This window comes from Paracoccus sp. UBA5162 (assembly GCF_002413585.1).
GTDB lineage: Bacteria > Pseudomonadota > Alphaproteobacteria > Rhodobacterales > Rhodobacteraceae > Paracoccus.
This window is the reverse complement of sequence record NZ_DHXG01000056.1, coordinates 21,147-45,457: the sequence shown is the minus strand read 5'-3', so window position 1 is coordinate 45,457 and position 24,311 is coordinate 21,147. Positions and strand designations below refer to the sequence as shown.

Genomic DNA, 24,311 nt, shown 5'->3' with positions numbered 1-24,311 from the left:
TCAAAGCCGTCACTGGGGCGCAGCTAAGCCCAACAACGAAGACAGTTCAACCGAAACGGGCAATGAAGACGGAACTCGTTAAAAAAGCACTGGTGAACAAATCGGACTTTACGTCCAGCCACGCCCTGCTCAAATCTGTCCTTTTGGTCAGGATCCGCCGTTTCTTGACGGGAGCAAAGATTTTTTCTTCAATCTCAAGTTGTTTTTAGCGACTGTTCCGAATAGCTTGGGCACCGCGCCGCTGAGCGCCCGGACACCAGATCGTCTGGCAGTATGGAGTGATGAATGCCCGACGGTTCCGGGGAGGCGACAAAGGGGGCTTCGGCCCCATCCGGCGACATCGTGGCGCTTCGCATCCTGGCAACCACGGACGTGCACATGAATGTGCTGCCCTATGATTACCTTGCCGATCGGCCCAGCGGACGGGGCGGTCTGGCGCGCACGGCGTCGCTGATCGCGCGGCGGCGGGCCGAGGTGGACAATTGCCTGCTGCTGGACAACGGCGATTTCCTCGAAGGCACGCCTCTGGGCGATTTCGCGGCGCGCAGGACCGCCGGTATGGACCGTCCCCATCCCGCCATCGCCGCGATGAACGCGCTGGCCTATGACGCCGCCGCGCTTGGCAACCACGATTTCAGCTTCGGGCTGGCATTCCTGCGCGGTGCCACCGATCGGGCGCGGTTTCCCGTTCTGGCGGCCAATCTTCATGTCCGGCGCGGGCGCGGCTTTGCCCCCTATGCGATCGTCGATCGCAGCCTGCGCGACGTGGCCGGGCGGCAGGTGCCGATGCGCATCGGGCTGGTCGGTTTCCTGCCTCCCCAGACCGCCGAATGGGACCGCGACCTGTCTTCGGACCTGATCTGCGACGACATCGTGGCAACCGCGGGCAGGATCGTGCCGCAGATGCGCCGCGCGGGGGCGCAGATCGTCATCGCCCTGGCCCATACCGGAATCGGCGATCCGGCCGCGCGACCGGGGATGGAGAACGCCGCCACCGCCCTGGCCGCGACGCCGGGGATCGACGCGGTGATTGCGGGCCACACCCATCAGGTCTTTCCGGGTCGCGATTTCCGCGCCATTCCGGGCATCGACCCGCAGCGCGGCACGCTGGCCGGCAAGCCTGCGGTGATGGCGGGATTCGGCGGATCGCATCTGGGCGTCATCGACCTGCGGCTGCGCCGCGACGGCGCCGGCGGCTGGCAGGTCGCCGCGTTCGACTGCCGGGCCGAAACCGTGCCCGCCGATTTGCCCGCCGCGCCCGAGATCGCCCGCCCCGTCATGGCCGATCATCGCGACACGCTGCGCCAGCTGCGCCGGCGTGTCGGCCGGTCGGACGCGGCCCTGACCAGCTACTTCGCGCTGATCGGCGTCGATCCGGGGCTGCGGCTGGTCAACATGGCGCAACGCTGGCACGTCCGGGCCGGGCTGCGTGGCACCTGCTGGCAGGATCTGCCGGTGCTGTCGGCATCGGCCCCGTTCCGGGCCGGCGGAAGGGGCGGTCCGGGCCATTACACCGACGTCCCCGGCGGGCGGCTCAGCCTGCGCAGCCTGTCGGATCTCTATTCCTTCCCGAACCGCATCTGCGCGATCCGCCTGGATGGCGCGCAGTTGCGCGACTGGCTGGAACGTGCGGCCGGGATGTTCAGACGGATCACGCCGGGCGGTCACGATCAGCCGCTGCTGGCCGAGGATTTTCCCTGCTACAATTTCGACGTCGTGGATGGGGTGACGTGGCAGGTCGATCTGTCGCAGCCCGCACGCTTCGGCCCCGATGGCCGGCTTGCCGACGCGGCCGCCTGCCGGATTCGCGATCTGTGCTGGCAGGGACGGCCGTTGCAGGACCGCGATGTCTTCGTGCTGGCGACCAATTCCTATCGCCTCGCCTCTTGCGGATTGTTCAGCCCGCTGGTCGCGGGCAACGAGGTGGCGCTGAAGGATGGGGCGCTGACCCGCGATGTGCTGCGCCACTACATTCGCCGGCGCCGCCGGATCCGGGTCCGCCACCGCGCGCATTGGCGCTTCGCCCCCATGCCCGGCACCAGCGTGCTGTTCGAGACCGGCCCCGGCAGCCTGGACCATCTGGCCGAACTGGAACGCCATCTGCCCGGCCGCCTCGACCATACCGGCGCCTCCGGCGATGGCTTCGTGCGGTTCAGACTTTTCCTCTGACGGGGTTGCATCGGCTCTGCCCGCCGATTATCTGTCGCGCCGAGAGGTTGGCGCGGGCAGGCATCTCGCCAATCCGGTCAGGTCCGGAAGGAAGCAGCCGTAACGAGCCCCGCCTGGGTCGTTGTCCAGCCTCTCACCCTCAAACCACGGATCGGAACCGGCCGCGATGCCATCGCGCAACCGCGATCATGGCCGCAAGGCGCATTGACGATCCGTTCCGTATCCATTCCGTCTTGCGTCGTGGCGGTGTCGCGCCCATCATTGCGGCATGGAGACGCGCCCCTTCGCCCTGGCCACCCTGTTGCTGCTGCTGCCCCTGCCCGCCCCGGCGCAGGCGCCCTACCAGCCGCCGCCGGCCGATGCGCCGCGTCGGTCGCAGGATGCCGAGGATCCGACCGATCTGATCGGGCGCGGATTGGGAATGTTGTTTCAGGATCTGTGGAACGATGTCGGCCCCGATCTGAACCGGCTGGGCGAGGACATGTCGGGCGCGCTGTCGCGGATGGCGCCGGTGCTGAAGGATCTGGCCGTGCTGGTCGATGATCTCGGCAATTACGAGACGCCCCGGCGGCTGGAGAACGGCGATATCGTGATCCGCCGCAAACCGGGCGCCCCGCCGCCGCCGCCCATCGGCGAGAATCTTCGCGATTTCCCGGATCCGGATGCGCCGGGCGCCGATCAATCCCCCGATCAGTCTCCGGACGGGCCTTCGGTGCCGCGCGACCCGGACGCCCCCGAGATCGAATTGTGATCGGGATTGGCATTGCCGATCAGGCGGCGATGCCGGCGGGCCTCGGCCAGCGTATCCTCAAAGCGCGCGATGCCCTTGGCTTCCAGCGCGGGAATCAGCCGCAGAAATGCCTGCGCGGTGGCGATCGCATCGCCCATGGCGCTGTGGCGCTGATCGGGCGGAATCGCGATCCCCAGCCTTTCGGCCAGCGCGTCCAGCGTGTGCGCGACCGTGCCACCCCAGACCATCGCTGACAGCAAAACGGTGTCCAGCACCCGGTTGTCGAACTGCGCCCCCGATTCGGGTGTGGCGGCGCGCAGCAGGCCCATGTCGAAGGGCGCGTTGTGGCAGACCAGCACGGCATCCTCGGCGAAATGGTGAAACGCCATCAGCGCGGTCCTCATGTCGGGCGCGCCGGCGACCATCTGGTCGGTGATGCCATGAATGGCGCTGGCGCGCGCGGGGATTCGGCGTCCCGGATCGACCAGCGTCTCGAACCGCTCGCCGGTCAGGCGGCCGCCCGCGATACGGATCCCCGCGATCTGCACGATCCGGTCCCGGGCCGGATCCAGTCCGGTCGTCTCGGTATCGAAGACCACGCAGGTCAGATCCGCCAGCCGCGACGAGGCCGCCGCGCGCGAGGGCAGCGCGAAATCATAGGTCAGCCCGGCACCGCCAATGCGGTCCGGGGCCCGTCGCAGGGGCAGGACCAGCCGGGCACGCGAATCGTCGGCTTCGGGCCAGATGCCGGTGCCATGCGCGGCCAGGATGTCGGCCCCGCTGCGGTCGGGCTGCGCCGGATCCGGCGCCTGTCGCAGCCAGTCCTCCAGCCGGTCCATCGGCAGTGGCGGGCCGTCCCATTCCAGCAGCAGATGCGCCTCGCCCGGATCATCCGCCGCGACACGCAGCGCGGGCGCCTGGCCCATCGCCCGCAGCCGATCCTGCAAAAGACGCAGCAGCGCGCCGATCGCATCCGCCTCGGCCAGCAGCGACAGCGGCGGCAGATCGGTCGCGCGATCCAGTCCCGCGGCCAGTTCGTTCAGCCCGGCGCGGGCGGTGGGCGGCGCGTCGGTCATGACCTCGGACAGGCGGCGGGTGGCGCGGGCCAGGCCCTGCCCCTCGGCCCGGATCGCGGCCGCCAGCGCAGGCGGGATCGGTCCGTCCAGCGCGTTCAGCATCGGCACCAGTGTCGCGGCGTGTCGGCGCAGCGCCTCCAGCGCGTCGCGGGGCGCGGGCCGGGGCGGGGCCGTCTCATGCAAAATCAGCAGCGTGCCTTCATCCAGCCGCCGCATCCGGCCGGACAATCGTGTCCCTTGCGCGGTCAGGCAGACCAGGTCGGTCGCCTCGGCGCCCGCCTGCAACCGCGCGGCGGCGGCCTCCAGCGCGCCGGGCGCGATATGGCGATGCAGCGGGCGGTCCAGCGCAAGCCCCGGCAGCAGCCGCGCGGCCGAAGCATTGTAGAACACCACCCGCCCGTGCGGATCGGTCATCAGCGCGCCGGCGCCGAAATCGGCGAGGATGGATTCCAGCGCCGCCTTTTCCCGCGTCAGATGGGCGGCGTGATCGTGAAGGGCGGCGGTCAGTGCCTGATCCGTCCGCGCCCGCGCCGCCGCCGCGTCGCGCACGGCCGGGCCCAGATCGGCCAGATAGCGCGCCTCGTCCGGCTCGGGCGCCTGCCCGGTGCGCAGCCCGCCCGCCAGAACCTCGATCGGGCGGGCGATGTGGCGGTCGAACAGATACCAGATGGCGGTGACCAGCGCCACGGCGGCAAGGCCCGCGACCATCCCGGCCTGGATCAGAAGGTCCAGCCCGAATTCGATCAGCGCGTCAAGCTCGGCAAGGCTGCGGCCGGCCACCGCAAGGCCCAGACCGATCGCCGCCACGATCCCCGCCGCCAGGCCGGCGAAGATCAGGAAGATCCGCAGGCGCAGGGACAGGCGGGTCAGCACGGTTCCGCCAGAATGCGGGTCATCTCGGCGCGCAATTCGTCCAGTTCGAAAGGTTTGGCGATAAATCCGTCGGCGCCAAGCGCCATCCCCTTGCGCCGCTCGACGACAGAGCCGCGGGCCGTCATCATCAGCACGCGGATCCCCGACAGGGCCGGGTCGGCACGCAGATCCTGCACGATCTGGTAGCCTGAGACATCGGGCAACATCACGTCCAGCAGGACCAGATCGGGACGGGTCTCGCGGATGCGCTGCACCGCACCCTGCCCCGAGGCCATGCGGACGTGGCTGTGCCCCTCGCGCGTCAGCAGGAAATCCAGCGCGGTGGCGATGTTGTCCTCATCCTCGATCACCAGGATCCGGGCCATCCTTCCCTCCTCCTTGCTGACAGACGACGGCCCAGACCGGATCGTCGGGCGCCGCGCTGACCCAATCGCCGCGCGCGGGTTTGATCCGCCCGGCCGCGCAGTCGAAATCCTGGGGCACGACAAGGGTCTGGCCGCGTCGCTCGACCAGCAGGATTTCGGCGCGCCGGATCCCGTCCCGGTCGGTGATCGTCGCCGGATCGAGCGCCGCGAAACGCAGCGTCAGCGGCGCGAGATAGGTCCAGGGCGCCCAGGCCACGCTGCCGGTGCCCACCATCAGCACCCGCGCGCCATCGGGCAGACGCGCCACCGCGCGGTCATACCAAGCGTAGTCGTTCCAGACCGAATAGCCAATCATCGCCAGCCCGATCCCCGCCGGCAGCAGCCAGCGCGGCAGTGCCAGCCCCGCCTTGCGCAGCGCGTGCAGCATGGCAAACAGGAACGCGGCGGTGCCGACGCCGACCGCGATCACGCCCAGAACCTCGACGCCCACGCCCGTCATGCCAGCATTCCCTTTCCCTGCCCCAGGGCAGATTGCATTCCCCTGACCACGACAAAGGCGTCACGCAGATGGCTGCGCTGAAAATCCGCCAGATCGCCGGGCGACAGGTAATTGTCGGGCCTTCGGCCCGCGCGGATCAGATCGGCCTGGTTGTCCAGCCGCATGGTCTGGATCAGGTCATAGGCCGCGATCAGATCGCGCGCGCCGCTGCCCGACAGGACGCCCTTGGCCTCGGCATCCTGAAGGCGTGCCCGCGTGCTGACCGGCGTCAGCCGGCCCTGCAACGCATGGATGCGGGCCATGTCGGTGACCGGCACGACGCCGTTGTGCTTCATGTCGATATGGTGGCGATGCTCGCCCGTGCGGATCGTGGCGAAACCGCCGATCAGGCCCAGCGGCGGGCGGTGCTTCAGCGCATTCGCGGTCATGTGCGCCACGAAGATCGAATTCTTCGAGGCCGCCTGCAACGTATCCTGTTGCAGATCGGCCAGCAGGCCCGCCTCGCCGCCGATGGCGCGCAGGTCGAACATGACGCTGGCCAGCATCTGCGCCTCGGGGCTGGGACGGGCGATCCAGTCGCGGAAATAGGCCCGCCACACGGTGCGGGGCTGACGCCAGCGCGGATTGGTAGCCATCATGTTGCCGGGGCAATAGACATAGCCGCAGGCATTCAGCCCGTCGCTGACCAAGCGTGCGAGTTCGCCGAAATAGGGATCGTCCGGATCGGCGGCATCGTCCAGGATCAGGCAATTGTCCTGATCGCTGACGCCGGTCTGTTCCTGGCGCCCCTGAGATCCGCAGGCCGCCCACAGGAATGGCGCCGGCGGCGCCCCGAGCTGCGCCCGGGCCATGTCCAGAAGCCGCCGCGTCACGGCATCGGCCACATCGGTGATCATGCGGGTGATGACTTCGTGACGCTGATGCGCGCGGCTGAGGTTCAGCAGCAGATCGGGGATGCGCGCGGTCATGCGGGCCATCTCGGCCACGCTGCCGGCCTGCGCCACGTCGCGGATCAGGCCGGAGGCGCTGATCGCCTGCACGCGGGTCAGGTCGGTCTGGCTGATCATGCCGACGAAGCGGCCGTCCTCGACGACCGGCAGATGGCCGATGCGGCGTTCCAGCATGATGTTGAGCACATCATAGCCAAGCGCCGAGGGCGGCAGGGTGATCGGATCGGGGGTCATCACGCCCCGCACCGGACCGCCGGCGTCGCGCCCTTCGGCCACGACGCGGTTCGACATGTCGCGGATGGTGAGAAGGCCCACCAGCCTTTCGTCTTCGGTGATGCCGATGCTGCCGACGCCGGCCTCGCGCATCCGGCGGGCGGCCTCGATGATCGGGGTGTCGGGACCGCAGGCGACGGGCGCGCGGCGACCCAGCAGATCGCCAACCTTCAGCGTCGCGATCCGGGCGCCGCGCCCCTCGGGGCCACGGCCCCGTTCGAAGAACCGCGCCACCGCGCGATGGTCGCGGATCAGCGCCCTCAGATCGGCGGCGGGCAGCATCAGGATCTCGCAATCCTCGATGGCCGTGGCCGAGGTCACGGCCACGCCGTCGCGCAGCAGACCGCGTTCGCCAAACGAATTGCGCGGCCCAAGTTCCGACACCGAATCGCCGTTGCGGTCGGTGACGCGGACGCGGCCGGTCCGGATCAGATAGAGGCCGGGCAGCCTGTCGCCGACCTGATAGATCCCGGTTCCGGCCGGATAATGCCGGTGCGTGAAGGTTCCGGCGACGCGCGCCAGATCCTCTGATTTCAATCTGTCATAGGGGTGCACGGTGGCGATGAAATCGACGCTGTCGGACATCCCTGGCCTTCCCGTGACATGGCTGGCCGCGCCCCCCCCTGATGAGGGGGCGCGGCCGGATTCGGTTCAATGCGCGACGGCGTCGCCCGCGCCGCGCGGCACGCGGATCGATTCGACCAGTTCCTGCACCTCGATCGGCGGTTCCTCGGTCGCGTTCGACACCAGATAGGCGACGCCGAAATTGATCAGCGCCCCGATCGTGCCGAAGGAGGCGGGCGAGATGCCGAACAGCCAGTTCGCGGCCGTATCCTCCAGCATGTTGGTGCCCGAGATGAAGAACCAGCCCTTGTAGGTGAAGATGTAGAGCAGCGTGGACAGGATCCCTGCCAGCATCCCCCAGATCGCGCCCTGCTTGTTCACGCGCTTGGAGAAGATGCCCATCATCAGCACCGGGAAGATCGAGCTTGCCGCCAGACCGAAAGCCAGGGCCACGGTCTGCGCCGCGAAGCCCGGCGGGTTCAGACCCAGCAGCGTCGCCACCAGGATCGAGACCCCCATCGAGATGCGGGCCGCGAGAAGCTCGCCCTTCTCGCTGATGGCCGGGTTGATCGCACCCTTGATCAGGTCGTGGCTGACCGCGCCCGAAATTGCCAGCAACAGCCCCGCCGCCGTGGACAGGGCCGCGGCCAGACCGCCGGCGGCGACAATGGCGATGACCCAGCCCGGCAGGTTCGCGATCTCGGGATTGGCCAGAACCATGATGTCGTTGTTCACCGTGGTCAGTTCATTGCCCTGAAGGTTCTGCGAGGCAGCCATCTCGGCCGCCGGGCCGGTCGTGGCGGTGTCGTTGTAATACTGGATCAGCCCGTCGCCGTTCTTGTCTTCCCAGTTCAGCAGGCCGGTGACCTGCCAGTTGCGCATCCAGGCCTTGTCGGGATCATTCTGGATCTGGTCCAGCGACACGGCCGGCTGACTGAATGTCTCGCCGGTCGCGGCGCCCGGCCACATCGTCGTGGTCAGGTTGAACCGCGACATCGAGCCGACGGCCGGCGCGACGGTATAGAGAAGCGCGATGAAGACCAGCGCCCAGCCCGCCGACAACCGTGCATCCGAAACCTTGGGCACGGTGAAGAAACGGATGATCACATGCGGCAGTCCCGCCGTGCCGATCATCAGCGCCAGCGTGAACAGCACCATGTCCAGCGTGGACTTGTGATGCCCGGTATAGGAATTAAAGCCCAGATCCGTGACCACCTTGTCCAGCGTCGCCAGGAACTTGCCGCTGCCATTGTTCAGAGAGCCGAACAGACCGGTCTGCGGCAGCACATTGCCGGTCAGTTGCAACGCGATGAAGACCGCCGGGATCGTGTAGGCGATGATCAGCACGATATACTGCGCGACCTGCGTATAGGTGATGCCCTTCATGCCGCCAAGAACGGCATAGACGAACACGATCGCGGCGCCGATCCACAACCCGGTCGAATTCGACACCTCCAGATAGCGCGAGAAGGTGACGCCCACCCCGGTCATCTGGCCGATCACATAGGTGATCGAGATGATCAGCAGGCAGATCACGCCGATGATCCGCGCGGTGCCCGAATAGAAGCGGTCGCCGATGAATTCCGGTACGGTGAACTTGCCGAACTTGCGCAGATACGGCGCCAGCAGCATCGCCAGCAGCACATAGCCACCGGTCCAGCCCATCAGATAGGTCGAGTTGTCGTATCCGGTAAAGGCGATCAGCCCCGCCATCGAGATGAAGCTGGCCGCCGACATCCAGTCGGCCGCCGTGGCCATGCCGTTCATGACCGGGTGGACGCCGCGATTGGCGGCGTAGAATTCGGCCGTCGATCCGGCCCGCGCATAGATCGCGATGCCGATATACACCGCGAAGCTGAGGCCGATGAAGATCAGGTTGAGGGTAAACTGGCTCATGTTGGATCCCCGCTCACTCGTCCACGCCGTGGTCGCGGTCGAGCTTGTTCATCCGCGCCGCGTAAAAGAAGATCAGCACGATGAACACCAGGATCGCGCCTTGCTGCGCGAACCAGAAGCCCAGATCCGTGCCGCCGATCCTGATGCCCGAAAGCAGCGGTCGCAGGATGATCGCGAAGCCGTAGGATACCAGTGCCCAGATGGCGAGGCAGATCCAGATGATCCGCAGATTCGCCTGCCAGTAGGCGTTCGATGATGTTCTGTCACTCATGTCCTTGCGGTCCTCCCTGTTCAGACATGTCCCTCGTCCCGCCTTGCCGTCCTGCATCCCGGTCGCGCCCCGTCAGGGCTGCGCGTGACGCGATTCGGGGCCGGCGGGCGGCCCCGTATTCTCCCGGCGCCGCTCAGCCGCGGTTCATCCGGTTCTCGATCAGGTCTTCCACCACCTCGGGTTCGGCCAGGGTCGAGGTGTCGCCCAGGCTGCCATAGTCATTCTCGGCGATCTTGCGCAGGATGCGGCGCATGATCTTGCCCGATCGCGTCTTGGGCATCCCGGGCGCCCACTGGATCAGGTCCGGCTTGGCGATCGGGCCGATCTCGCTGCGGACCCACTTTTCCAGCTCGGCGCGCAATTCCTCGGTCGGCTCGACCCCGCTCATCAGGGTGACATAGGCATAGATCCCCTGTCCCTTGACCGGGTGCGGATAGCCCACGACCGCTGCCTCGGCGACTTTCTCATGTGCGACCAATGCCGATTCGACCTCGGCCGTGCCCATGCGATGGCCGCTGACATTGATCACGTCATCGACCCGGCCGGTGATCCAGTAATAGCCGTCCTCGTCCCGGCGGCAGCCGTCGCCGGTAAAGTAATAGCCCGGATATTGCTGGAAATAGGTTTCCTCGAAACGCTTGTGATCGCCCCAGACGGTCCGCATCTGGCCCGGCCAGCTATCGGCGATGCACAGCACGCCCTCGGCCGGATTGCCCTCTTGCACCCTGGCCGATTCGGCATCGAGAATGGCCGGCCTGATGCCGAAGAACGGAACCGTGGCCGAGCCGGGCTTGGTCTCGGTCGCGCCCGGCAGCGGCGTGATCAGGTGGCCGCCGGTTTCGGTCTGCCACCAGGTATCGACAATGGGGCACCGCCCCTTGCCGACATGCTCGTCATACCAGTTCCATGCTTCGGGGTTGATCGGCTCGCCCACCGTGCCCAAAAGGCGCAGGCTGGACAGGTCGTGCTTTTCGACGAATTCCGGCCCCTTCCCCATCAGCGCCCGGATCGCGGTCGGCGCGGTGTAGAACTGGTTCACCTTGTGCTTGGCGCAGACTTCCCAGAACCGTCCCGCATCGGGCCAGGTCGGCACGCCCTCGAACATCACCGTCGTGGCACCGTTGGCCAGCGGGCCATAGACGATATAGCTGTGCCCGGTAACCCAGCCGACATCGGCGGTGCACCAGAAGATGTCGCCGTCATGGTAGTCGAAGGTATATTCATGGGTCATGGCGGCAAAGACCAGATAGCCGCCGGTCGTGTGCACCACGCCCTTCGGCTTGCCGGTCGAGCCTGACGTGTAGAGGATGAACAGCGGATCCTCGGCATTCATCGGGCGCGGCGGGCAATCGGGGCTGGCCTCCTGCATCATCGCCTTCACGTCCACGTCGCGATCCTCGACCCAGGTGGTCTGATCGCCGGTATGCTTGACGACGAGGCAGCGAACCTTGTCCGAACAATGCAGCAGGGCCGCGTCGGCATTGGCCTTGAGGTTGGTCTTGCGCCCGCCGCGCGGCGCGGTATCGGCGGTGATGACCACCTTGGCGCCGCTGTCATTGATGCGGTTGGCCAGCGCATCGGGCGAGAAACCGGCGAAAACGATGGAATGGATGGCCCCGATCCGCGCGCAGGCCAGCATCGCATAGGCGGCCTCGGGGATCATCGGCAGATAGATCACGACCCGGTCGCCCCGCATGACGCCCTGGCTCAGCAGCACGTTCGCCATCCGGTTCACGTTTTCGGACAATTGCCTGTAGGTGATGTGCCGGGCGTCGTCCTTCGGATCGTCGGGCTCGAAGATGATCGCGGTCTGCTCGCCGCGCTTGTCCAGATGCCGGTCGACGCAATTCACGCTGACATTCAGAACGCCGTCCTCGTACCACTTGATGTTGACCTTGCCGAAGGTGAAATCGGTGTTCTTGACCTTGGTATAGGGCTCGATCCAGTCCAGCCTCTTGCCCTCGCGGGCCCAGAAGGCTTCCGGATCACGAATCGATTCGGCATAGAGACGGTCGTAATCGGCGGGCTTGACGTGCGCGTTTTCGAACCCGGGCGGAATTCGATGCTTTTCAATGGTTTCGGTGCTCACGACATGCCCTCCTTACAGCCATTTCCGTCCCTTGTCCGGTTGCCGGTCCCCACCGGCCGGCGGCGCTGAAAGCACCCCCGTGGCAGATGTTAATCATATACGGCACTTCAAGTTAAGCATTTTTTATATAACGAGAAATTTGTAAAGTTATTGACGGATTTCAGATGTAAAATGTAAATTGTTCACATTCGCCGGAGTGGGCTTCGGGACTCTGCCATGACCCGCGATCCGATGCGGCCCTGCGCGATCACTGGTTGAATGCCCATCGGCACGCCGCGGCCTTCGTCGACTTGCCGGATTTCTCCTTCTGGCAGATGATGCGCGAGCGCGCCCTGCCGAATGTCGGTTTCGGCGCGGCCTAGGGCTGACGCCCGCGGATCCCGGCGTATGAAAAAGCCGCCGCGATGGCTCGCGGCGGCGTATCCGAGGACGGTCGGATGGGATTTTACTGCGGCCGGTCCATGCGCGCATAGACCGAAATCTTGCCCTTGACCGGAGTGGCCCAGTTCAGCCGGATCTGTCGCCTCGTGCTGCCGATCTCGGCCTGCACCCACGGCGCCGCGTCGATGCGGTTGTTCGAGCCGTCCGTGATCGGCCCTTCGGCGACCACCGACTGCACGGATTTTGCCCAGGCCTGGAACGGCAGCCCCTCGATCACCGGCAGATTCCATGTCCGCGAGGTGCTGTTCTGCTCGTGCTGGACCAGCAGCGGGTTCGAGACATAGTTGTTTACGCCGTTGAAGGTATTGCCCTCGAACTGGACGTTCCGCATGTTGTTGTAATCCAGATCCGCGATCGAGGTATCGACCCTGTCGATCCGGTCCACATTGCCGTAAAGCGCCTTGAACACGTTGCCCGATACGGTCAGGCCGTGGATGAAATGGCCGCTGCCATAGGGCTTGACCGTCAGCCAGGTGAACCAGGCCGCGGTATTGGAACACAGGCAGGTATTGCCGGTGATGGTCAGGCCACCGAAGCTGAACTGGCTGCCGCTGAAATCGGGCCGCGCGCTGTGTTCGTTGGTCCATTCGATGGAGGCGTTGTCGATGTAGTTTCCGGTGATCGTGGTCTGCACGTTGGTCAGCGTCAGCACCAGCCCGGCATAGCGCAGCCCCTCGCCCGAGCCGTCGCCCTGGAACCAGTGATTGCCGCTGATGATATGCCCGCCGCCATTGGCGACCATGAAATGCGCGAAACGCACGAAGCGGTTGTCGCGGATCTTGGTGTCGTTGGCATTGACATTGATCGCGATCGAGCTGCGCTGCTGCGCGGGCAGATCGATCTCGCTGGACAGGAATTGGCAACGGTCGATCAGCATGTCCTGGCAGCCCCGCCCGATCGAGGTGATGCCGCGATCCCTGGGCTTGGTGACATAGCAGTCGCGCACGGAGATCATCTCGCCTTCGGGGGCCAGCATGATGCCGCTCGCGATGGATTCGCAGCTGAGGTCGAGATTGACGAAATTCAGCCGGCTCAGCTGCTTGATCCCCGAAAAGTCGAACAGGTAGCGGTAGCGCTCGAAGGTGTAGCTGCGCGTCGCCGCCCCGCCGTAGAGCGGTTGCGACAGCGAAAGCCAGCCCTCGGCCACGTTCTTGCCGTTGACATAGACCTCGCGGCCGACGCCGTTGCCGGACACGCGGCTGCCGATCTCGATCGCCGCGACATTGGCGACATTTGTCAGCCGGTCGGGCGTCGCGGGGTCGTAGCTGGCGCGGCTGGTCCAGCGGCCGGTGTCCCAGGCGGTGCCGGGCTTGGCCTGGATGCTGCCATTGGCGATGACCCGGCGATTGGAAAACCCGTTCAGATCGGGGGCCAGATCCTGAATGACCAGCGGTTCATCCAGATCGACCCGACGCCCGCACAGATCCAGCGTGACATGATCGGTATAGCCGAACAGCGCCTGCAATGCCTTTTTCATGCCCAGCGTCTCGTTCCCGAAGGCGTCGGCATAGGTCGGGAAATCAAAGCTTTGCAGGAACGAGACACGGGTGGAATCGGGTGTGCGGATCCTGCCCTTGAAGCGGATCGGGCTGTTTATCCCAAGGTCGCCGCTGATATAGAACGTGCCTTCGGGAACCAGCACCCAACCGCCATTGGCGGCCTGGTCGGCGGCGATGAAGGCGGCCCGGTCATTGGTGGCATTGTCGCCCCTGGCGCCGAAATCCCGCACGTCCACCCAGTCGATCAGCGACGGGATGAAGGCCGCTGTGATGTCGTCGATGCGGATCGATTCGATGCGGATCGCACCACCATTGGCGCCAACCAGATCCAGGCCGAAATGGCCGAAGACCGGCACCGTGCCCCAGCCCATGTCGACACCCGCGCGCGCGCCGACGCCGACGATGGCGCTGACCTCGACCACCTCGCCATAGGTTGTCAGCGGCACGGTCGGGCCGACCTCGACCAGGCCGGTCACATGATTGCGCGCGCCATCACCTGCCCAGCCCGCGATGCGCACGCCGCACAGCGCGCCGGCCACTGCCTTCACGCGGGCCGAGATGCGCAGGTAGACGCCGGGGATCATCGGCGTCTCGCCCATGAAACGGATCTGGGTCGTCGTCTGCTGCTTGTAGATCTCCAGACAGGCGCCGAAATCCTGATCGGCCGGGACGATTCCGGCGTTGTCGGCGCTGGCCCAGGTCGGACTGGACGAGGTGCCGTCGGTCCGCGACCAGGCGTTCAGCCCCGCGCGGAAGGCCGGCGGCATCAGCATGAGGCCGTTGGTGATTGCGATGTTCATTCCTGTCTCCCCATCCGCTGCGGAAGGGGCCGTGGCCCCGACGAAGGAGTGAAGGAATAGTTTATGACCGGTTAACGAAACCTTGCACGCGCGCGCGCTGCACCGGGTCGGGACGCAACGCGCGATGGTGACCAGGACAGCAGAGCGGCCTTCGTCCGAACTGTTCCAGCCCTGCGCGTCAGTGACTTGCGGCCAGTTCCCCGGCCAGCGCCCGTTCGATCAGCAGGCGCGTCTCGTCGATGCCGTAGAGCGCGATGAACCCCCCGAAACGCGGTCCCTGATCGGCCCCCAGAAGAACCTGGTAGAGTGCGCTGAACCAGTCGCGCAGCGGTTCGAACCCGTGATCCTTGCCAATCGCGAAGACCATGCTTTGCAACGCCTCGGGATCGGCGGGCTGATCCCATGCGGCCAGCCGCGAGGCCAGATCCTCCATCGCCCGGCGCTCGACCTCGGTCGGGGCGCGGAACCGCCGCGTCGGGGCGACGAAATCGGTGAAGTATCGCACGGCAAAGCCCGCGGCCCGATCCAGACCGGGATGCGTCTGGGGGCTGGCCTCGGGCGCATAGCGACGGATGAAGCCCCAAAGCCCCTCCTTGTCGGTGGCCCCCGCGACCGAGGCCAGGTTCAGCAGCATCTGGAACGGCACCACCATGTCCGAGGCCGGCACCTCGCCGCCATGGATATGCCAGACCGGGTTCGCCAGCTGCTGCTCCGGCGCCTGCTCGGGATAGGCGCGCAACTGCTGGTGATATTCGTCAACAGCCTTGGGGATCACGTCGAAATGCATCCGCTTGGCCGTTTTCGGCTTCTGATACATGAAATAGGAAAGGCTTTCGGTCGCCGCATAGGTCAGCCATTCGTCGATCGACAGCCCGTTGCCCTTGGATTTGCTGATCTTCTGGCCATGCTGATCCAGAAACAGTTCATAGGTGAAATGCTCGGGCTTTCTGCCGCCCAGAATCTCGCAGATGCCATCATAGATCGGCGTGTTGGTGCTGTGATCCTTGCCATACATCTCGAAATCGACATCCAGTGCGGCCCAGCGTGCGCCGAAATCCGGCTTCCATTGCAGCTTTACCCGCCCGCCCGTGACCGGCAGCGTCAATTCCTCGCCGTCCTCATCGAAGGTGATCGTGCCGTTGGCCGCATCGACATGCTTGATCGGCACATACAGCACCCGCCCCGTGGTCGGACTGATGGGCAGGAAACAGGAATAGGTCTGCTGGCGTTCCTCGCGCAGGCTGGCCAGCATCACCTCCATGATCGCGTCGTAACGCGCGGCCGCGTCCAGCAGGGTCGCATCGAAGCGGCCCGATCTGTAGAATTCGGTGGCGCTGATGAATTCGTAGTCGAAGCCGAACGTGTCCAGAAAGCGCCGCAGCATGGCGTTGTTGTGATCGCCGAAGCTGGCATGGGTGCCGAAGGGATCGGGCACGGAAGTCAGCGGCAATTGCAGGTGCTGGCGCAGCATGTCCTGCTGCGGAACGTTGTCGGGCACCTTGCGCATGCCGTCCATGTCGTCCGAAAAGCAGATCAGCTTGGTCGGGATGTCGCTGATCATCTCGAAGGCGCGGCGGATCATCGTGGTGCGGGCAACCTCACCGAAGGTGCCGATATGCGGCAGGCCCGAGGGGCCGTAGCCCGTCTCGAACAGCACGAAACCCTTTTCGGGATCCGCCTTATCGTAGCGTTTCAGCACCCGGCGCGCCTCTTCGAACGGCCAGGCCTTCGAACGCATCGCGGCATCGCGCAGGGTGGTCATCGCTTTTCTCCCGGTTGCAAGCTTCGACGCCTTATTGAACGCGGGCGCAATCGTCAATAATTTGCCTGCGAACCGATGGAGAACCGACCATGACCACCGACCTGCCCTCACTTTCGCCCTGCGACGCGCTGGTTGCGGTCATGGTGGCCGTCTCGGCATCGGATGCGCAGATGCGAACCTCGGAACTTGTGGCGATCCAGCGCATGGTCGATCACGCCCCGGTTTTCGCCGATTACGACGAGGATCGCATCCGCGCCGCCAGCCAGACGGTGATGACGCTGTTCGAGGAAGAGGACGGCCTGGACGCGCTGTTCGGGCTGATCCGCGATGCGCTGCCCGAAAAGCTGTATGAAACCGCCTATGCGCTGGCCTGCGATGTGGCCGCCGCCGATGGCAGGCTTTACGAGGGCGAGATCGCGCTGCTGGCCGAAATCCGCGACCAGCTCAACATCGCGCGCCTGCACGCCGCCGCGATCGAGCTTTCGGCACAGGTTCGCCACCGCGTGATCTGAACCCCGGTTCCGACCGCTTCGTCAGCCACCTGAACCGGCCCAGGCCTGCAGCATTTGCCGCTGCAAGCGCTTGGCGTCGCGCGTCCAGGCACGGACCCCGGCCGGCTGTTCCTGTCCGCTGGTCGCCTCGTGGCGCGCCGGATCGACGGACAGGATCGCGAAACAGCGTCGGTTTCCGTCTGCGCCGGTCACGTAACCCGCGAGGTTCGAGACGAAATTCAGCGTTCCCGTCTTGGCCGCGACCTGTGCAGATCTGTCCGGGTCCAGGCCCAGATCCTCGGCCAGCGGATCCGTCTTCAGCAGTTCGGGCAGCCCTGCCGCGAGCCCCGGACCGGCCAGCATCAGGGCCATGCCCCTCGCCGTCACGCGACTGTCGTCCGACAGGCCGGAATGGTCGCGAAGCTGGAACCCCGCGCCCTGCCCCTTCGTCGCCAGCCAATCCTGCATGGCACGGGCCGAACTGGCGGTATCGGGGGCACCGCTGGCCTGCAACCCGACGACTTCGGCGGTCAGGTTGGTCGAATAATACAACATGTCGCGCAGGATCGTGATCAATGGCGGGCTGTCCAAGGCTGCGACCTCTTCGGCCACGGGCAGCATCCGGATCGTGTCGGGCCGGGGCAGCACCAGGCCGCGCGCGCGGCACAACGTCTGGAACACGTCGCCCGCGTAAAGCTCTGGCTTGCGCACCGGCAGCCAGCGGCTGCCCGGCTGGGCGATGGCGGCGCGCGAGACGGTCCAGGCCTCGATCCCGTCCTCGCTGCGATAAGAGAACAGATCGGGCTGATCGCCGGGCGCGACAGTGATCGTGTAGGCGCGGGGCGAATGCCGCTCTGCCCGCGCCTTCAGCGACATCTGCATCCGTCCATCGGCGCGACGCCAGTTCAGATACACCCGGTTGAAATTGAGGATCATCCCCGACAAGGCCGGGTTATAGGCCAGCCAATCGGCCTGCGGGGGCGCAATTTCCTCGATTTGCGGCAATGCACCGCCCCAGACGGCAAAGCGCGCCGGAGTGGCCGCACCGGCGGCAACCAGATCGGCGGCCAGCCGATCAAGGTCATCCGACGACAGGACCGGATCGCCGCCGCCTGCAAGGATCAGCATATCGTCCGCCCGCAGCACACGCGTCCGGAAACGGTGGGTCTGCCCCAGCCGATCCAGCGCGTAAAGTGCGGTGATCGCCTTCATCGTGCTGGCGGGCGAAAACGGCATCGCGGCGCCCCCTTCCGCCATTATCCGACCCTGCAACGGATCGACCAGGGCATAGCCTGTCGTGCCCGCCAGACCGGATGCCCGGATCAGCTGCGCCGCATCCGGCAGCGGCCTTGCCGGCGGACGCGCGGCCTGCGGCGTCTCTGCCCGCGCGGTCCGGGCAAGGCAGAGGGCGGCGATTCCGGCCAACAGGCCGCGGCGGCTGGAACAGCCCGTCACGGCGGATCCCTCAGGTCCGGCCGCACGAGGCGAAGCGCGGTCGAGGAATGGGCCGACATCGGCAGATTGACCAGCACCCAGGCGGGCGGTCTGCGATCGGCCAGGCCGGCCGCCGCGGCAAGCGGCAGCCGCCAGCGTTGCAGTTTTTTCGCCGCGACCGAGTGACGGGCGGCAGTTCGTGTTCCCGGCCGCGCCAGAACTCCGATCGGCACCGCCGCCGCGACTTCTTGCCAGCGCTCCCAGAGGTGAAACTGGACCAGATTGTCCGAGCCCATAAGCCAGATGAAACGTACGCCCGGCCAGCGACGACGCATGGCGGCGATCGTGTCCGCGCTGATCCGCGTGTTCATCCGCGCCTCCAGATCACTGATCACGACGCGGGGATCCTGCACCAGCGTCTGCGCCGCCTGCATCCTTTGCCCCAGCGGCGCGGGCCCGCGCGTCTTCAGCGGATTCCCCGGTGAAACCAGCCACCAGACACGATCCAGACGGAATCGGCGAAAGGCGGCCTGGGTGATGTTGACATGTCCCGCGTGGGGCGGATCGAACGAGCCTCCCAGCAGACCGATGCGCATCCCTTCATGCGCGATGGGAAATCCCGTCATCATCCGTTCGATCTAGTCGATCGGCATCGTCTTGCGCAACCGTTCCTGCCGGCAAGGCAGGTTCCACCGGAAGAACCTCGGACAGGATCGTCACCCTGCCGCGACCGCCGTATTTCGACCGGTACAGCGCCACGTCGGCATCATGCAGGATCCGGTCTTCCGTCAGGTTTCGGTAGTGTTCGGAAAGAACGATCCCGACGCTTGCGGAAACGGTGCAGCCCGGCAGTTTTTCGGGGATCCGTTCTTCGATGCGCCGGATAATCCGGCAGGCAAGCCGGTCCAGCGTCGCGGCATCGTTCAGGTCGCGCAGGATCAGCAGGAATTCGTCGCCGCCGACCCGCGCGGCGGTATCGTTGCTGCGGATCGCTTCCTTCAGGATATCGGCAACGTCGCACAGGACCCGGTCGCCCGCCGCGTGGCCCAACCGGTCGTTCACGTCCTTGAACCGGTCAAGATCAAGCTGCGCCAGCGCGAATCCTGCGCCCTTGCCATCGCGGAATGTCTTCAGCGCGGCTGACAGGACCAGTTCCACGCCCCGGCGGTTGGTCAGTCCGGTCAGTGGATCGGTATGCGCCTGCAACTCGGCCGCCTCGCGCGCGGCCTGCAATTGCTGATTGAAGTTCGACAACTCGCTCAGGGCGGCGCGGTTGGCCTCGTGCAGGAACAGCAGCTCCATCGCCAGTTCCGCCGGCGCGAAATCCTGATCCGTCAATCCGGCATGGCTGACCGCGTCGGTCAGTCCGATACCGAAGCCCAGATTGATCAAAATCGCGGTTTCGGACCCCGCCGCGGCTACTGCATGACCCCTGAGGGTCAGGTGCGGCGGCTCGGTCAGACGCAGGAAAAGCCGTTCGCCCCGCGTGGCGGCCGTCGCGATTTCGTCGATCAGCGACTGCCCGGTCGTTGCGCGCGCCTGGGTCAGAACCTCGCCGATCTTCCGGCATTTCCGGCCCAGAACCTTGCGCAGGGTCGGCCCGGTCCCCAGGATTTCGCCATCCGGTGCCATCAGCAGATGCATCGGCAAGAGCCGCTGAAGCGTCGGCGTCGAGAAGCTGATCTGCGGTTCGGGGATCCGCATCAGCGGGACGCCGTCGCGGCGTGATAGGGATCGCCGAGTTGAAAGCCGCGATCTTCCGAAAAGGATTCGTCCGAGATGCGGACCGTGATGACATCGCCCTCGACCAGAATCAGCCCAAGCGCGCCATAATCATCCGCCATCCCGCGCAGGATACCGCCCAGCACTGGTGGCCAGCCCGCCTGAGCCTCGGTCAGTTCGATCGTCACCGTATTGGAATCGTCTTGCCGGATCAGGATCGACGGCATTCGCAGTTCCGGCACGACCATATGGGCGCGGTCCGGCAATTCGTCCAGCCGCATCACGAAATCGCGGAAGTTGCTGCCCGAAAAGCGGAGCAATCGGCGGATCGGTTCGTGCCGCGCCAGCCATGCGCCCAGATCCTCGAACAGGTCCGCTTCGGGCTTGGCCAGCCTGCGGGCGGCCTCGCGCATCGCGCCGGCATAGCCGGCGCCATCAGGTCCGGTATCGATCAGCCCCTGCGACATCTGATCCAGAATGTCCTGCCAACGCTCGATCCCATAGACCTCACGCATGAATTCGCCGATGGCGCGATCGAGCAATGTCTGCATCTCTCACCTTCCTTTTGGCGTAAGCCTAGCGCCGAAAAGTGAAGAAACCGGTAAGACCGGGGCTAATCGATGCTCCAGCCGTGACTGCCGGGGCCGGCCAGGATGGTGCGGGCGGTCATCACCTCTTCCGGCTTGATCTGAAGCGCCTGCGCCACCCGCAGCACGCGTTCATCCGCCTGCAGCACAAAATCAAGAACATGGACCGCCAAATCCGCGTCGCTGGCCATGGCGCGAAGATCCTCGGGCCTCAGCCCCGTCGCGCCGAGAAAGCCCTGAATCAGGTCAGGATCTTCCGTCATCCAGATCAGCGCCGACAACGCCAGCTCGCGTGCCTGTTCGGGCGAATAGGCCATGGGTCACCCCTGCGTGAGTTTTGCGCGGATTTCCGCCGGCTCCGAATAGCGGAAACACTTTGTTAAGGAAATCCTGTGATTCTTCGCCGAAACGGGCAGGAAGGGGTCTGAAGGCTGATGACGGCTCGCATCATCGTTGCTGACGGAACGGCCACGACGCGCATCATGATGAAGGTGCGGTTGGGGTCGGCGTGCCATGGCGTGCTGACCGCGGCAAGCAGCGCCCAGCTTTTGCAGCACCTTCGCGAGGGCAAGCCCGACCTGGTGCTTCTGGCCTCGGGTTTTCCCGATTGCGCGCTGGTCGATCTGTGCGGACTGATCCACGTCGAATATCCCGAAGTGACGATCCTTGCGATAGCCGATGCGCAGGTGCGAATCGAGGCTTTACGGGCAGGTGCGGCGGCTGTCCTGGATCCCGCCGCGGACGAACAGATCCTGCTGGCGCGCATTCGCGGTCTGCTGCGCGATGCCGAAGATGTAGCCGAACAGGTCGGCGCGATGCGCGAGGCCGCCGCACCGTTCCGCCATGCCCGCGAAGATCGCGTCACGCTGGTTGCCGACAACCCCGGCCGCGCCCTGCGCTGGCGCCATGGCCTGCAATCGCGGCTGCATTGCCAGTTCCGCATAAACAATCCCGAAGAGGCGCTGAGCCTTGCCGTGACCGGCGAAGGTGCCGATCTGTATCTGATCGCCGCCGATATCGAGGGGCGCGGTGACGGTTTGCGGCTGCTGTCGGAACTGCGCTCGCGCCACGGCTCGCGCCATGCGGCCTTTATCGTGGCCACCTTGCCCGAACGCAGCGAGTTGTCAGCCATTGCGCTGGATTTGGGCGCGGGCGAGGTTCTGCCGATGGATCTGGGCAGCGGCAGCAATCCCGAAATGGCGGCGCTGGCGGTCGAGGGCCAGTTGCACCGCAAGCGCGACGCCGACCGCCGCCGGGCGGAAACGCAGCGCAATATGGTCTGGGCCATGACCGATCCGCTGACCGGCCTGCACAACCGGCGCTTCGCCCTGCCCCGGCTGGCGGCGATGGCCGGCGATGCGATCCGGCAGCGTCGGCCCTTCGCGGTGCTGGCGCTGGATCTGGATCGATTCAAGACGATCAACGATCGCTTCGGCCATCCTGCGGGCGACGCGGTTCTTCGCGATGTCGCAGCCCGAATCGCCGCCTCGGTACCCGAGGCCGGGATGACCGCGCGCCTGGGCGGAGAGGAGTTTATGATCGTGCTGCCCGAGACCGACGAGGCAGGAGCCTGCGACATGGCCGAGACGATCCGCCGGCGCATCGAGGCAGACGGCATCGTCCTGCCGCAGTTGTCCGGCGGCGGACGGGTCAGGGTCACCGTCTCGGTCGGCGCGGCGGTTGCCCACCCGCCCACCGTGGATATGCGGGCCGAAACTCTGGCCGAATTGTCGATGGAACGGGCCGATCGGGCCCTGATCGTCGCCAAGTCGCTGGGACGCAACCGTGTCATGCTGGCGCAATCCGAACGTGCCGCATGAGTCCCGGCCATGGCGCGAAAGTAAAGGCGGACTGGCGAAAGCGGCGCCAAGGGCTTAGATTGGCACCCACCGCCCGCGCCCCTTGCCACGGAGACCGCCATGCCCAGCCAAGGCCAGACATCCCTCGCCAGCCTGCCGGCCGAAGACCGTCCGACGCGGCGGGCCATGCTGCTTGGCGCGCGCGGGCGCTGTCCTGCCTGCGGCCGAGGCAGGCTGTTCCGGAGCTATCTGAACGTGACCGATCTTTGCCCCGAATGTGGCGAGGCGTTGCACCACCAGCGGGCCGATGACGGACCGGCCTATATGACGGTTCTGCTGGTCTCGCATCTGGGTGCGCCGCTTCTTCTGGCGTTTTTTGTCGCCTTCCGTCCCTCGGCCGCAACCATGATCGTCGGTTTCGGGCTTGGGGCGGTGATCCTGTCGCTGCTGCTGCTGCCGCGGATCAAGGGAGCCATGATCGGGCTGCAATGGGCCAAGCGGATGCATGGTTTCGGAATCGACGCCGAGCCTGCCTCGACGTGACCGAAGCCGAACCGCCAATCCGCGACGCGGCGACGATCATCCTGATGCGCCGCGACGAGGCCGGCAGCCGGGTGCTGATGGGAATGCGTGGCGCGAAAGCGGCCTTCATGCCGTCGAAATACGTTTTCCCGGGTGGCGCGGTCGATCCAAGCGACGCGACCGCGCCGCTGGCCGGAACCCTGACCGCGCCTCATGCAACCCGCCTGGCGGCTGGACTGCGCGAGGGCGCGCCCTGCGATGTCCACGCCTTCGCCGCCGCAGCCCTGCGGGAACTGGCCGAAGAGACCGGCCTGCTGATCGGCAGGCAGGGTGGCGCGGCCTGCCCGTGGCCCGGCTATGCCGAGGCGGGGCTGTTGCCCGATCCGTCGGCCCTGATCTATGTCTTCCGCGCGATCACGCCGCCGGGTCGGCCCCGACGCTTCGATGCACGTTTTTTCGTGGCCGATGCGGCTGAAATCGCCGGCGATCCCGACGATTTCAGCCGCGCCTGCGACGAGCTTTCACACCTGCATTGGGTTCCCTTGGCAAAGGCGCGCGCCCTGAACCTGCCCTTCATCACCGAGGTCGTGTTGGCCGAACTGGCCCAGCTTGTCCGCAATCTGCCGCCTGGATCGGCTCTGCCGGTGCCTGGAACCGTGCCCTTCTTCGATAATCGCGACCACAGGCCGCGCTTTGTCCAGATTGCCTAGCGTCCGATAAAGCGCGCCGGACGCTTTTCCAGAAAGGCCGCGACCCCCTCGCGGAAATCGGCGCTGCGACCGGCCTCGCCCTGCAACCGGGCTTCCAGCGCCAGTTGCGTCTCCATGTCATTGCAGAACGCAGCCGCGAGCGCATGGCGGATCGACAGATAGGCGCCGGTCGGCCCCTGAGCCAGCTTCCGGGCGCGTGCGGCGACCTCCTCGGCGAAGTCGGCGTCGGCGACAGCATCCCAGATCAGGCCCCAGTCCGCCGCTTGTCGGGCCGGAATCGCATCGGCGAAAAGCATCATGCCCATCGCGCGCGCAGCGCCGATGGCGCGCGGAATGATGAAGGTGCCGCCGGCATCCGGGACAAGCCCGATCCTCGTGAAGGCCTGGATGAAGCTGGCGCCTTCAGCCGCGATCACGACGTCGGCGGCCAGGGCCAGATTGGCCCCCGCGCCGGCGGCGACTCCGTTCACGGCCGCGATGACGGGTGCCCGGCAGCCGGTGATCGCACGCAGCATCGGTTCGTATTCATCGCGCAGCGTGGCCTCCAGATCCGCGGCGGCGCCGGCATCGCCAAGATCCTGACCCGAACAGAAAGCCCGCCCCGATCCGGTCAGAACAACGCAGCGCGCCTCTTCGGGAAGGGTCGTCAATGCCTCGGTGATCTCGGCCCGCATCCGTGAATTCAGCGCGTTCATCACCTCCGGCCGGTTCAGGACAAGCGTGGCGATGCCATCGGCGACAGCGAACTGGATGGTCTCATGGGTCATGCAATGTTCCCCCGCGTCTCTT

The 24,311-nt window shown here is 66.1% G+C and carries 21 protein-coding genes and 1 other RNA gene; 7 read left to right on the top strand and 15 right to left on the bottom strand.

The window, feature by feature from the left end; translation table 11 throughout:
• Positions 1–285: 285 nt before the first annotated feature.
• The 3 genes from B4A72_RS08355 to B4A72_RS08345 all read left to right on the top strand — a co-directional run bounded on the left by B4A72_RS08355 (position 286) and on the right by B4A72_RS08345 (position 2,920).
• Complete coding sequence (locus B4A72_RS08355; RefSeq protein ID WP_292978320.1) at positions 286–2,169, top strand: bifunctional 2',3'-cyclic-nucleotide 2'-phosphodiesterase/3'-nucleotidase; 1,884 nt, start codon at positions 286–288, stop codon at positions 2,167–2,169.
• 41 nt (positions 2,170–2,210) lie between these two features.
• An RNA gene (gene ffs / locus B4A72_RS08350) (signal recognition particle sRNA small type) lies at positions 2,211–2,307 on the top strand.
• A gap of 130 nt (positions 2,308–2,437) precedes the next feature.
• Positions 2,438–2,920 (top strand): hypothetical protein, encoded by a 483-nt coding sequence (locus B4A72_RS08345; RefSeq protein ID WP_292955453.1) that lies wholly within the window; start codon positions 2,438–2,440, stop codon positions 2,918–2,920.
• Here the strand turns inward: B4A72_RS08345 and B4A72_RS08340 are convergent.
• The 9 genes from B4A72_RS08340 to B4A72_RS08300 all read right to left on the bottom strand — a co-directional run bounded on the left by B4A72_RS08340 (position 2,860) and on the right by B4A72_RS08300 (position 16,257).
• The gene (locus B4A72_RS08340; RefSeq protein WP_292955456.1) at positions 2,860–4,848 is read right to left on the bottom strand and encodes a 3'-5' exonuclease; all 1,989 of its coding nucleotides are present in this window, start codon (positions 4,846–4,848) and stop codon (positions 2,860–2,862) included. The genes B4A72_RS08345 and B4A72_RS08340 overlap by 61 nt on opposite strands.
• Positions 4,842–5,213 (bottom strand): response regulator transcription factor, encoded by a 372-nt coding sequence (locus tag B4A72_RS08335; protein WP_292955459.1) that lies wholly within the window; start codon positions 5,211–5,213, stop codon positions 4,842–4,844. Before B4A72_RS08335 ends, B4A72_RS08340 begins: the two co-directional genes overlap by 7 nt.
• Positions 5,185–5,712 (bottom strand): hypothetical protein, encoded by a 528-nt coding sequence (locus tag B4A72_RS08330; protein WP_292955462.1) that lies wholly within the window; start codon positions 5,710–5,712, stop codon positions 5,185–5,187. The genes B4A72_RS08335 and B4A72_RS08330 overlap by 29 nt, the downstream gene beginning before the upstream one ends.
• A complete protein-coding gene (locus B4A72_RS08325) occupies positions 5,709–7,520 on the bottom strand; it encodes a DUF294 nucleotidyltransferase-like domain-containing protein (RefSeq protein WP_292955465.1) in 1,812 nt (603 codons plus the stop codon). The genes B4A72_RS08330 and B4A72_RS08325 overlap by 4 nt, the downstream gene beginning before the upstream one ends.
• 66 nt (positions 7,521–7,586) lie before the next feature.
• Entirely contained in the window at positions 7,587–9,395 is a 1,809-nt protein-coding gene (locus B4A72_RS08320) for a sodium:solute symporter family protein (protein WP_292955468.1), read from the bottom strand.
• Positions 9,396–9,408: 13 nt separating this feature from the next.
• Positions 9,409–9,666: a DUF4212 domain-containing protein gene (locus tag B4A72_RS08315; protein ID WP_292955471.1), complete on the bottom strand. Its 258-nt coding sequence runs from the start codon at positions 9,664–9,666 to the stop codon at positions 9,409–9,411.
• A 133-nt stretch (positions 9,667–9,799) separates the two neighbouring features.
• Positions 9,800–11,755: an acetate--CoA ligase gene (gene acs, locus B4A72_RS08310; RefSeq protein ID WP_292978318.1), complete on the bottom strand. Its 1,956-nt coding sequence runs from the start codon at positions 11,753–11,755 to the stop codon at positions 9,800–9,802.
• A 445-nt stretch (positions 11,756–12,200) separates the two neighbouring features.
• Positions 12,201–14,495, bottom strand: a complete 2,295-nt coding sequence (locus B4A72_RS08305; protein ID WP_292978316.1) for a glycosyl hydrolase family 28-related protein — start codon at positions 14,493–14,495, stop codon at positions 12,201–12,203.
• A gap of 178 nt (positions 14,496–14,673) precedes the next feature.
• Entirely contained in the window at positions 14,674–16,257 is a 1,584-nt protein-coding gene (locus B4A72_RS08300; protein ID WP_292978315.1) for a lysine--tRNA ligase, read from the bottom strand.
• Between the two features lie 89 nt (positions 16,258–16,346).
• Between B4A72_RS08300 and B4A72_RS08295 the strand changes: the two genes are divergently transcribed.
• Positions 16,347–16,769 carry a tellurite resistance TerB family protein gene (locus B4A72_RS08295; RefSeq protein ID WP_292955485.1) on the top strand — a complete coding sequence of 141 codons (423 nt, stop codon included), beginning with the start codon at positions 16,347–16,349 and terminating at the stop codon, positions 16,767–16,769.
• Between the two features lie 21 nt (positions 16,770–16,790).
• Here the strand turns inward: B4A72_RS08295 and B4A72_RS08290 are convergent, their stop codons facing one another.
• The 5 genes from B4A72_RS08290 to B4A72_RS08270 all read right to left on the bottom strand — a co-directional run bounded on the left by B4A72_RS08290 (position 16,791) and on the right by B4A72_RS08270 (position 20,808).
• Complete coding sequence (locus B4A72_RS08290) at positions 16,791–18,203, bottom strand: D-alanyl-D-alanine carboxypeptidase (protein ID WP_292955488.1); 1,413 nt, start codon at positions 18,201–18,203, stop codon at positions 16,791–16,793.
• On the bottom strand, positions 18,200–18,811 hold the full coding sequence (locus tag B4A72_RS08285) for a nicotinate-nucleotide adenylyltransferase (protein ID WP_292955491.1): 612 nt from the start codon (positions 18,809–18,811) through the stop codon (positions 18,200–18,202). The genes B4A72_RS08290 and B4A72_RS08285 overlap by 4 nt, the downstream gene beginning before the upstream one ends.
• Positions 18,783–19,886: a GGDEF domain-containing protein gene (locus tag B4A72_RS08280; protein ID WP_292955494.1), complete on the bottom strand. Its 1,104-nt coding sequence runs from the start codon at positions 19,884–19,886 to the stop codon at positions 18,783–18,785. The genes B4A72_RS08285 and B4A72_RS08280 overlap by 29 nt, the downstream gene beginning before the upstream one ends.
• Complete coding sequence (locus B4A72_RS08275; RefSeq protein WP_292955497.1) at positions 19,886–20,455, bottom strand: heme NO-binding domain-containing protein; 570 nt, start codon at positions 20,453–20,455, stop codon at positions 19,886–19,888. The genes B4A72_RS08280 and B4A72_RS08275 overlap by 1 nt, the downstream gene beginning before the upstream one ends.
• A 62-nt stretch (positions 20,456–20,517) precedes the next feature.
• On the bottom strand, positions 20,518–20,808 hold the full coding sequence (locus tag B4A72_RS08270) for a DUF3572 domain-containing protein (protein ID WP_292955500.1): 291 nt from the start codon (positions 20,806–20,808) through the stop codon (positions 20,518–20,520).
• Positions 20,809–20,925: 117 nt separating this feature from the next.
• Here B4A72_RS08270 and B4A72_RS08265 point away from each other — a divergent pair, with 117 nt between their 5' ends.
• From B4A72_RS08265 to B4A72_RS08255, 3 genes are all read left to right on the top strand, one after another.
• Positions 20,926–22,311 (top strand): diguanylate cyclase, encoded by a 1,386-nt coding sequence (locus tag B4A72_RS08265; protein WP_292955503.1) that lies wholly within the window; start codon positions 20,926–20,928, stop codon positions 22,309–22,311.
• Positions 22,312–22,410: 99 nt separating this feature from the next.
• Positions 22,411–22,833 (top strand): DUF983 domain-containing protein, encoded by a 423-nt coding sequence (locus B4A72_RS08260; protein WP_414692160.1) that lies wholly within the window; start codon positions 22,411–22,413, stop codon positions 22,831–22,833.
• Positions 22,834–22,877: 44 nt separating this feature from the next.
• Complete coding sequence (locus B4A72_RS08255) at positions 22,878–23,522, top strand: DNA mismatch repair protein MutT (protein WP_349675823.1); 645 nt, start codon at positions 22,878–22,880, stop codon at positions 23,520–23,522.
• Here the strand turns inward: B4A72_RS08255 and B4A72_RS08250 are convergent.
• Positions 23,519–24,289: an enoyl-CoA hydratase-related protein gene (locus tag B4A72_RS08250; protein ID WP_292955509.1), complete on the bottom strand. Its 771-nt coding sequence runs from the start codon at positions 24,287–24,289 to the stop codon at positions 23,519–23,521. The two genes, B4A72_RS08255 and B4A72_RS08250, sit on opposite strands and share 4 nt — an antisense overlap.
• Between the last annotated feature and the right edge of the window lie 22 nt (positions 24,290–24,311).

Excerpts from the sequence above, each read along its gene's own strand:
- B4A72_RS08355 (WP_292978320.1), top strand. The coding sequence starts at position 286 with ATGCCCGACGGTTCCGGGGAGGCGACAAAGGGGGCTTCGGCCCCATCC.
- B4A72_RS08345 (WP_292955453.1), top strand. The coding sequence starts at position 2,438 with ATGGAGACGCGCCCCTTCGCCCTGGCCACCCTGTTGCTGCTGCTGCCC.
- B4A72_RS08335 (WP_292955459.1), bottom strand. The coding sequence starts at position 5,213 with ATGGCCCGGATCCTGGTGATCGAGGATGAGGACAACATCGCCACCGCG.
- B4A72_RS08330 (WP_292955462.1), bottom strand. The coding sequence starts at position 5,712 with ATGACGGGCGTGGGCGTCGAGGTTCTGGGCGTGATCGCGGTCGGCGTC.
- B4A72_RS08325 (WP_292955465.1), bottom strand. The coding sequence starts at position 7,520 with ATGTCCGACAGCGTCGATTTCATCGCCACCGTGCACCCCTATGACAGA.
- B4A72_RS08320 (WP_292955468.1), bottom strand. The coding sequence starts at position 9,395 with ATGAGCCAGTTTACCCTCAACCTGATCTTCATCGGCCTCAGCTTCGCG.
- B4A72_RS08315 (WP_292955471.1), bottom strand. The coding sequence starts at position 9,666 with ATGAGTGACAGAACATCATCGAACGCCTACTGGCAGGCGAATCTGCGG.
- B4A72_RS08305 (WP_292978316.1), bottom strand. The coding sequence starts at position 14,495 with ATGAACATCGCAATCACCAACGGCCTCATGCTGATGCCGCCGGCCTTC.
- B4A72_RS08300 (WP_292978315.1), bottom strand. The coding sequence starts at position 16,257 with ATGACCACCCTGCGCGATGCCGCGATGCGTTCGAAGGCCTGGCCGTTC.
- B4A72_RS08295 (WP_292955485.1), top strand. The coding sequence starts at position 16,347 with ATGACCACCGACCTGCCCTCACTTTCGCCCTGCGACGCGCTGGTTGCG.
- B4A72_RS08285 (WP_292955491.1), bottom strand. The coding sequence starts at position 18,811 with ATGATGACGGGATTTCCCATCGCGCATGAAGGGATGCGCATCGGTCTG.
- B4A72_RS08280 (WP_292955494.1), bottom strand. The coding sequence starts at position 19,886 with ATGCGGATCCCCGAACCGCAGATCAGCTTCTCGACGCCGACGCTTCAG.
- B4A72_RS08275 (WP_292955497.1), bottom strand. The coding sequence starts at position 20,455 with ATGCAGACATTGCTCGATCGCGCCATCGGCGAATTCATGCGTGAGGTC.
- B4A72_RS08270 (WP_292955500.1), bottom strand. The coding sequence starts at position 20,808 with ATGGCCTATTCGCCCGAACAGGCACGCGAGCTGGCGTTGTCGGCGCTG.
- B4A72_RS08265 (WP_292955503.1), top strand. The coding sequence starts at position 20,926 with ATGACGGCTCGCATCATCGTTGCTGACGGAACGGCCACGACGCGCATC.
- B4A72_RS08260 (WP_414692160.1), top strand. The coding sequence starts at position 22,411 with ATGCCCAGCCAAGGCCAGACATCCCTCGCCAGCCTGCCGGCCGAAGAC.
- B4A72_RS08255 (WP_349675823.1), top strand. The coding sequence starts at position 22,878 with ATGCGCCGCGACGAGGCCGGCAGCCGGGTGCTGATGGGAATGCGTGGC.
- B4A72_RS08250 (WP_292955509.1), bottom strand. The coding sequence starts at position 24,289 with ATGACCCATGAGACCATCCAGTTCGCTGTCGCCGATGGCATCGCCACG.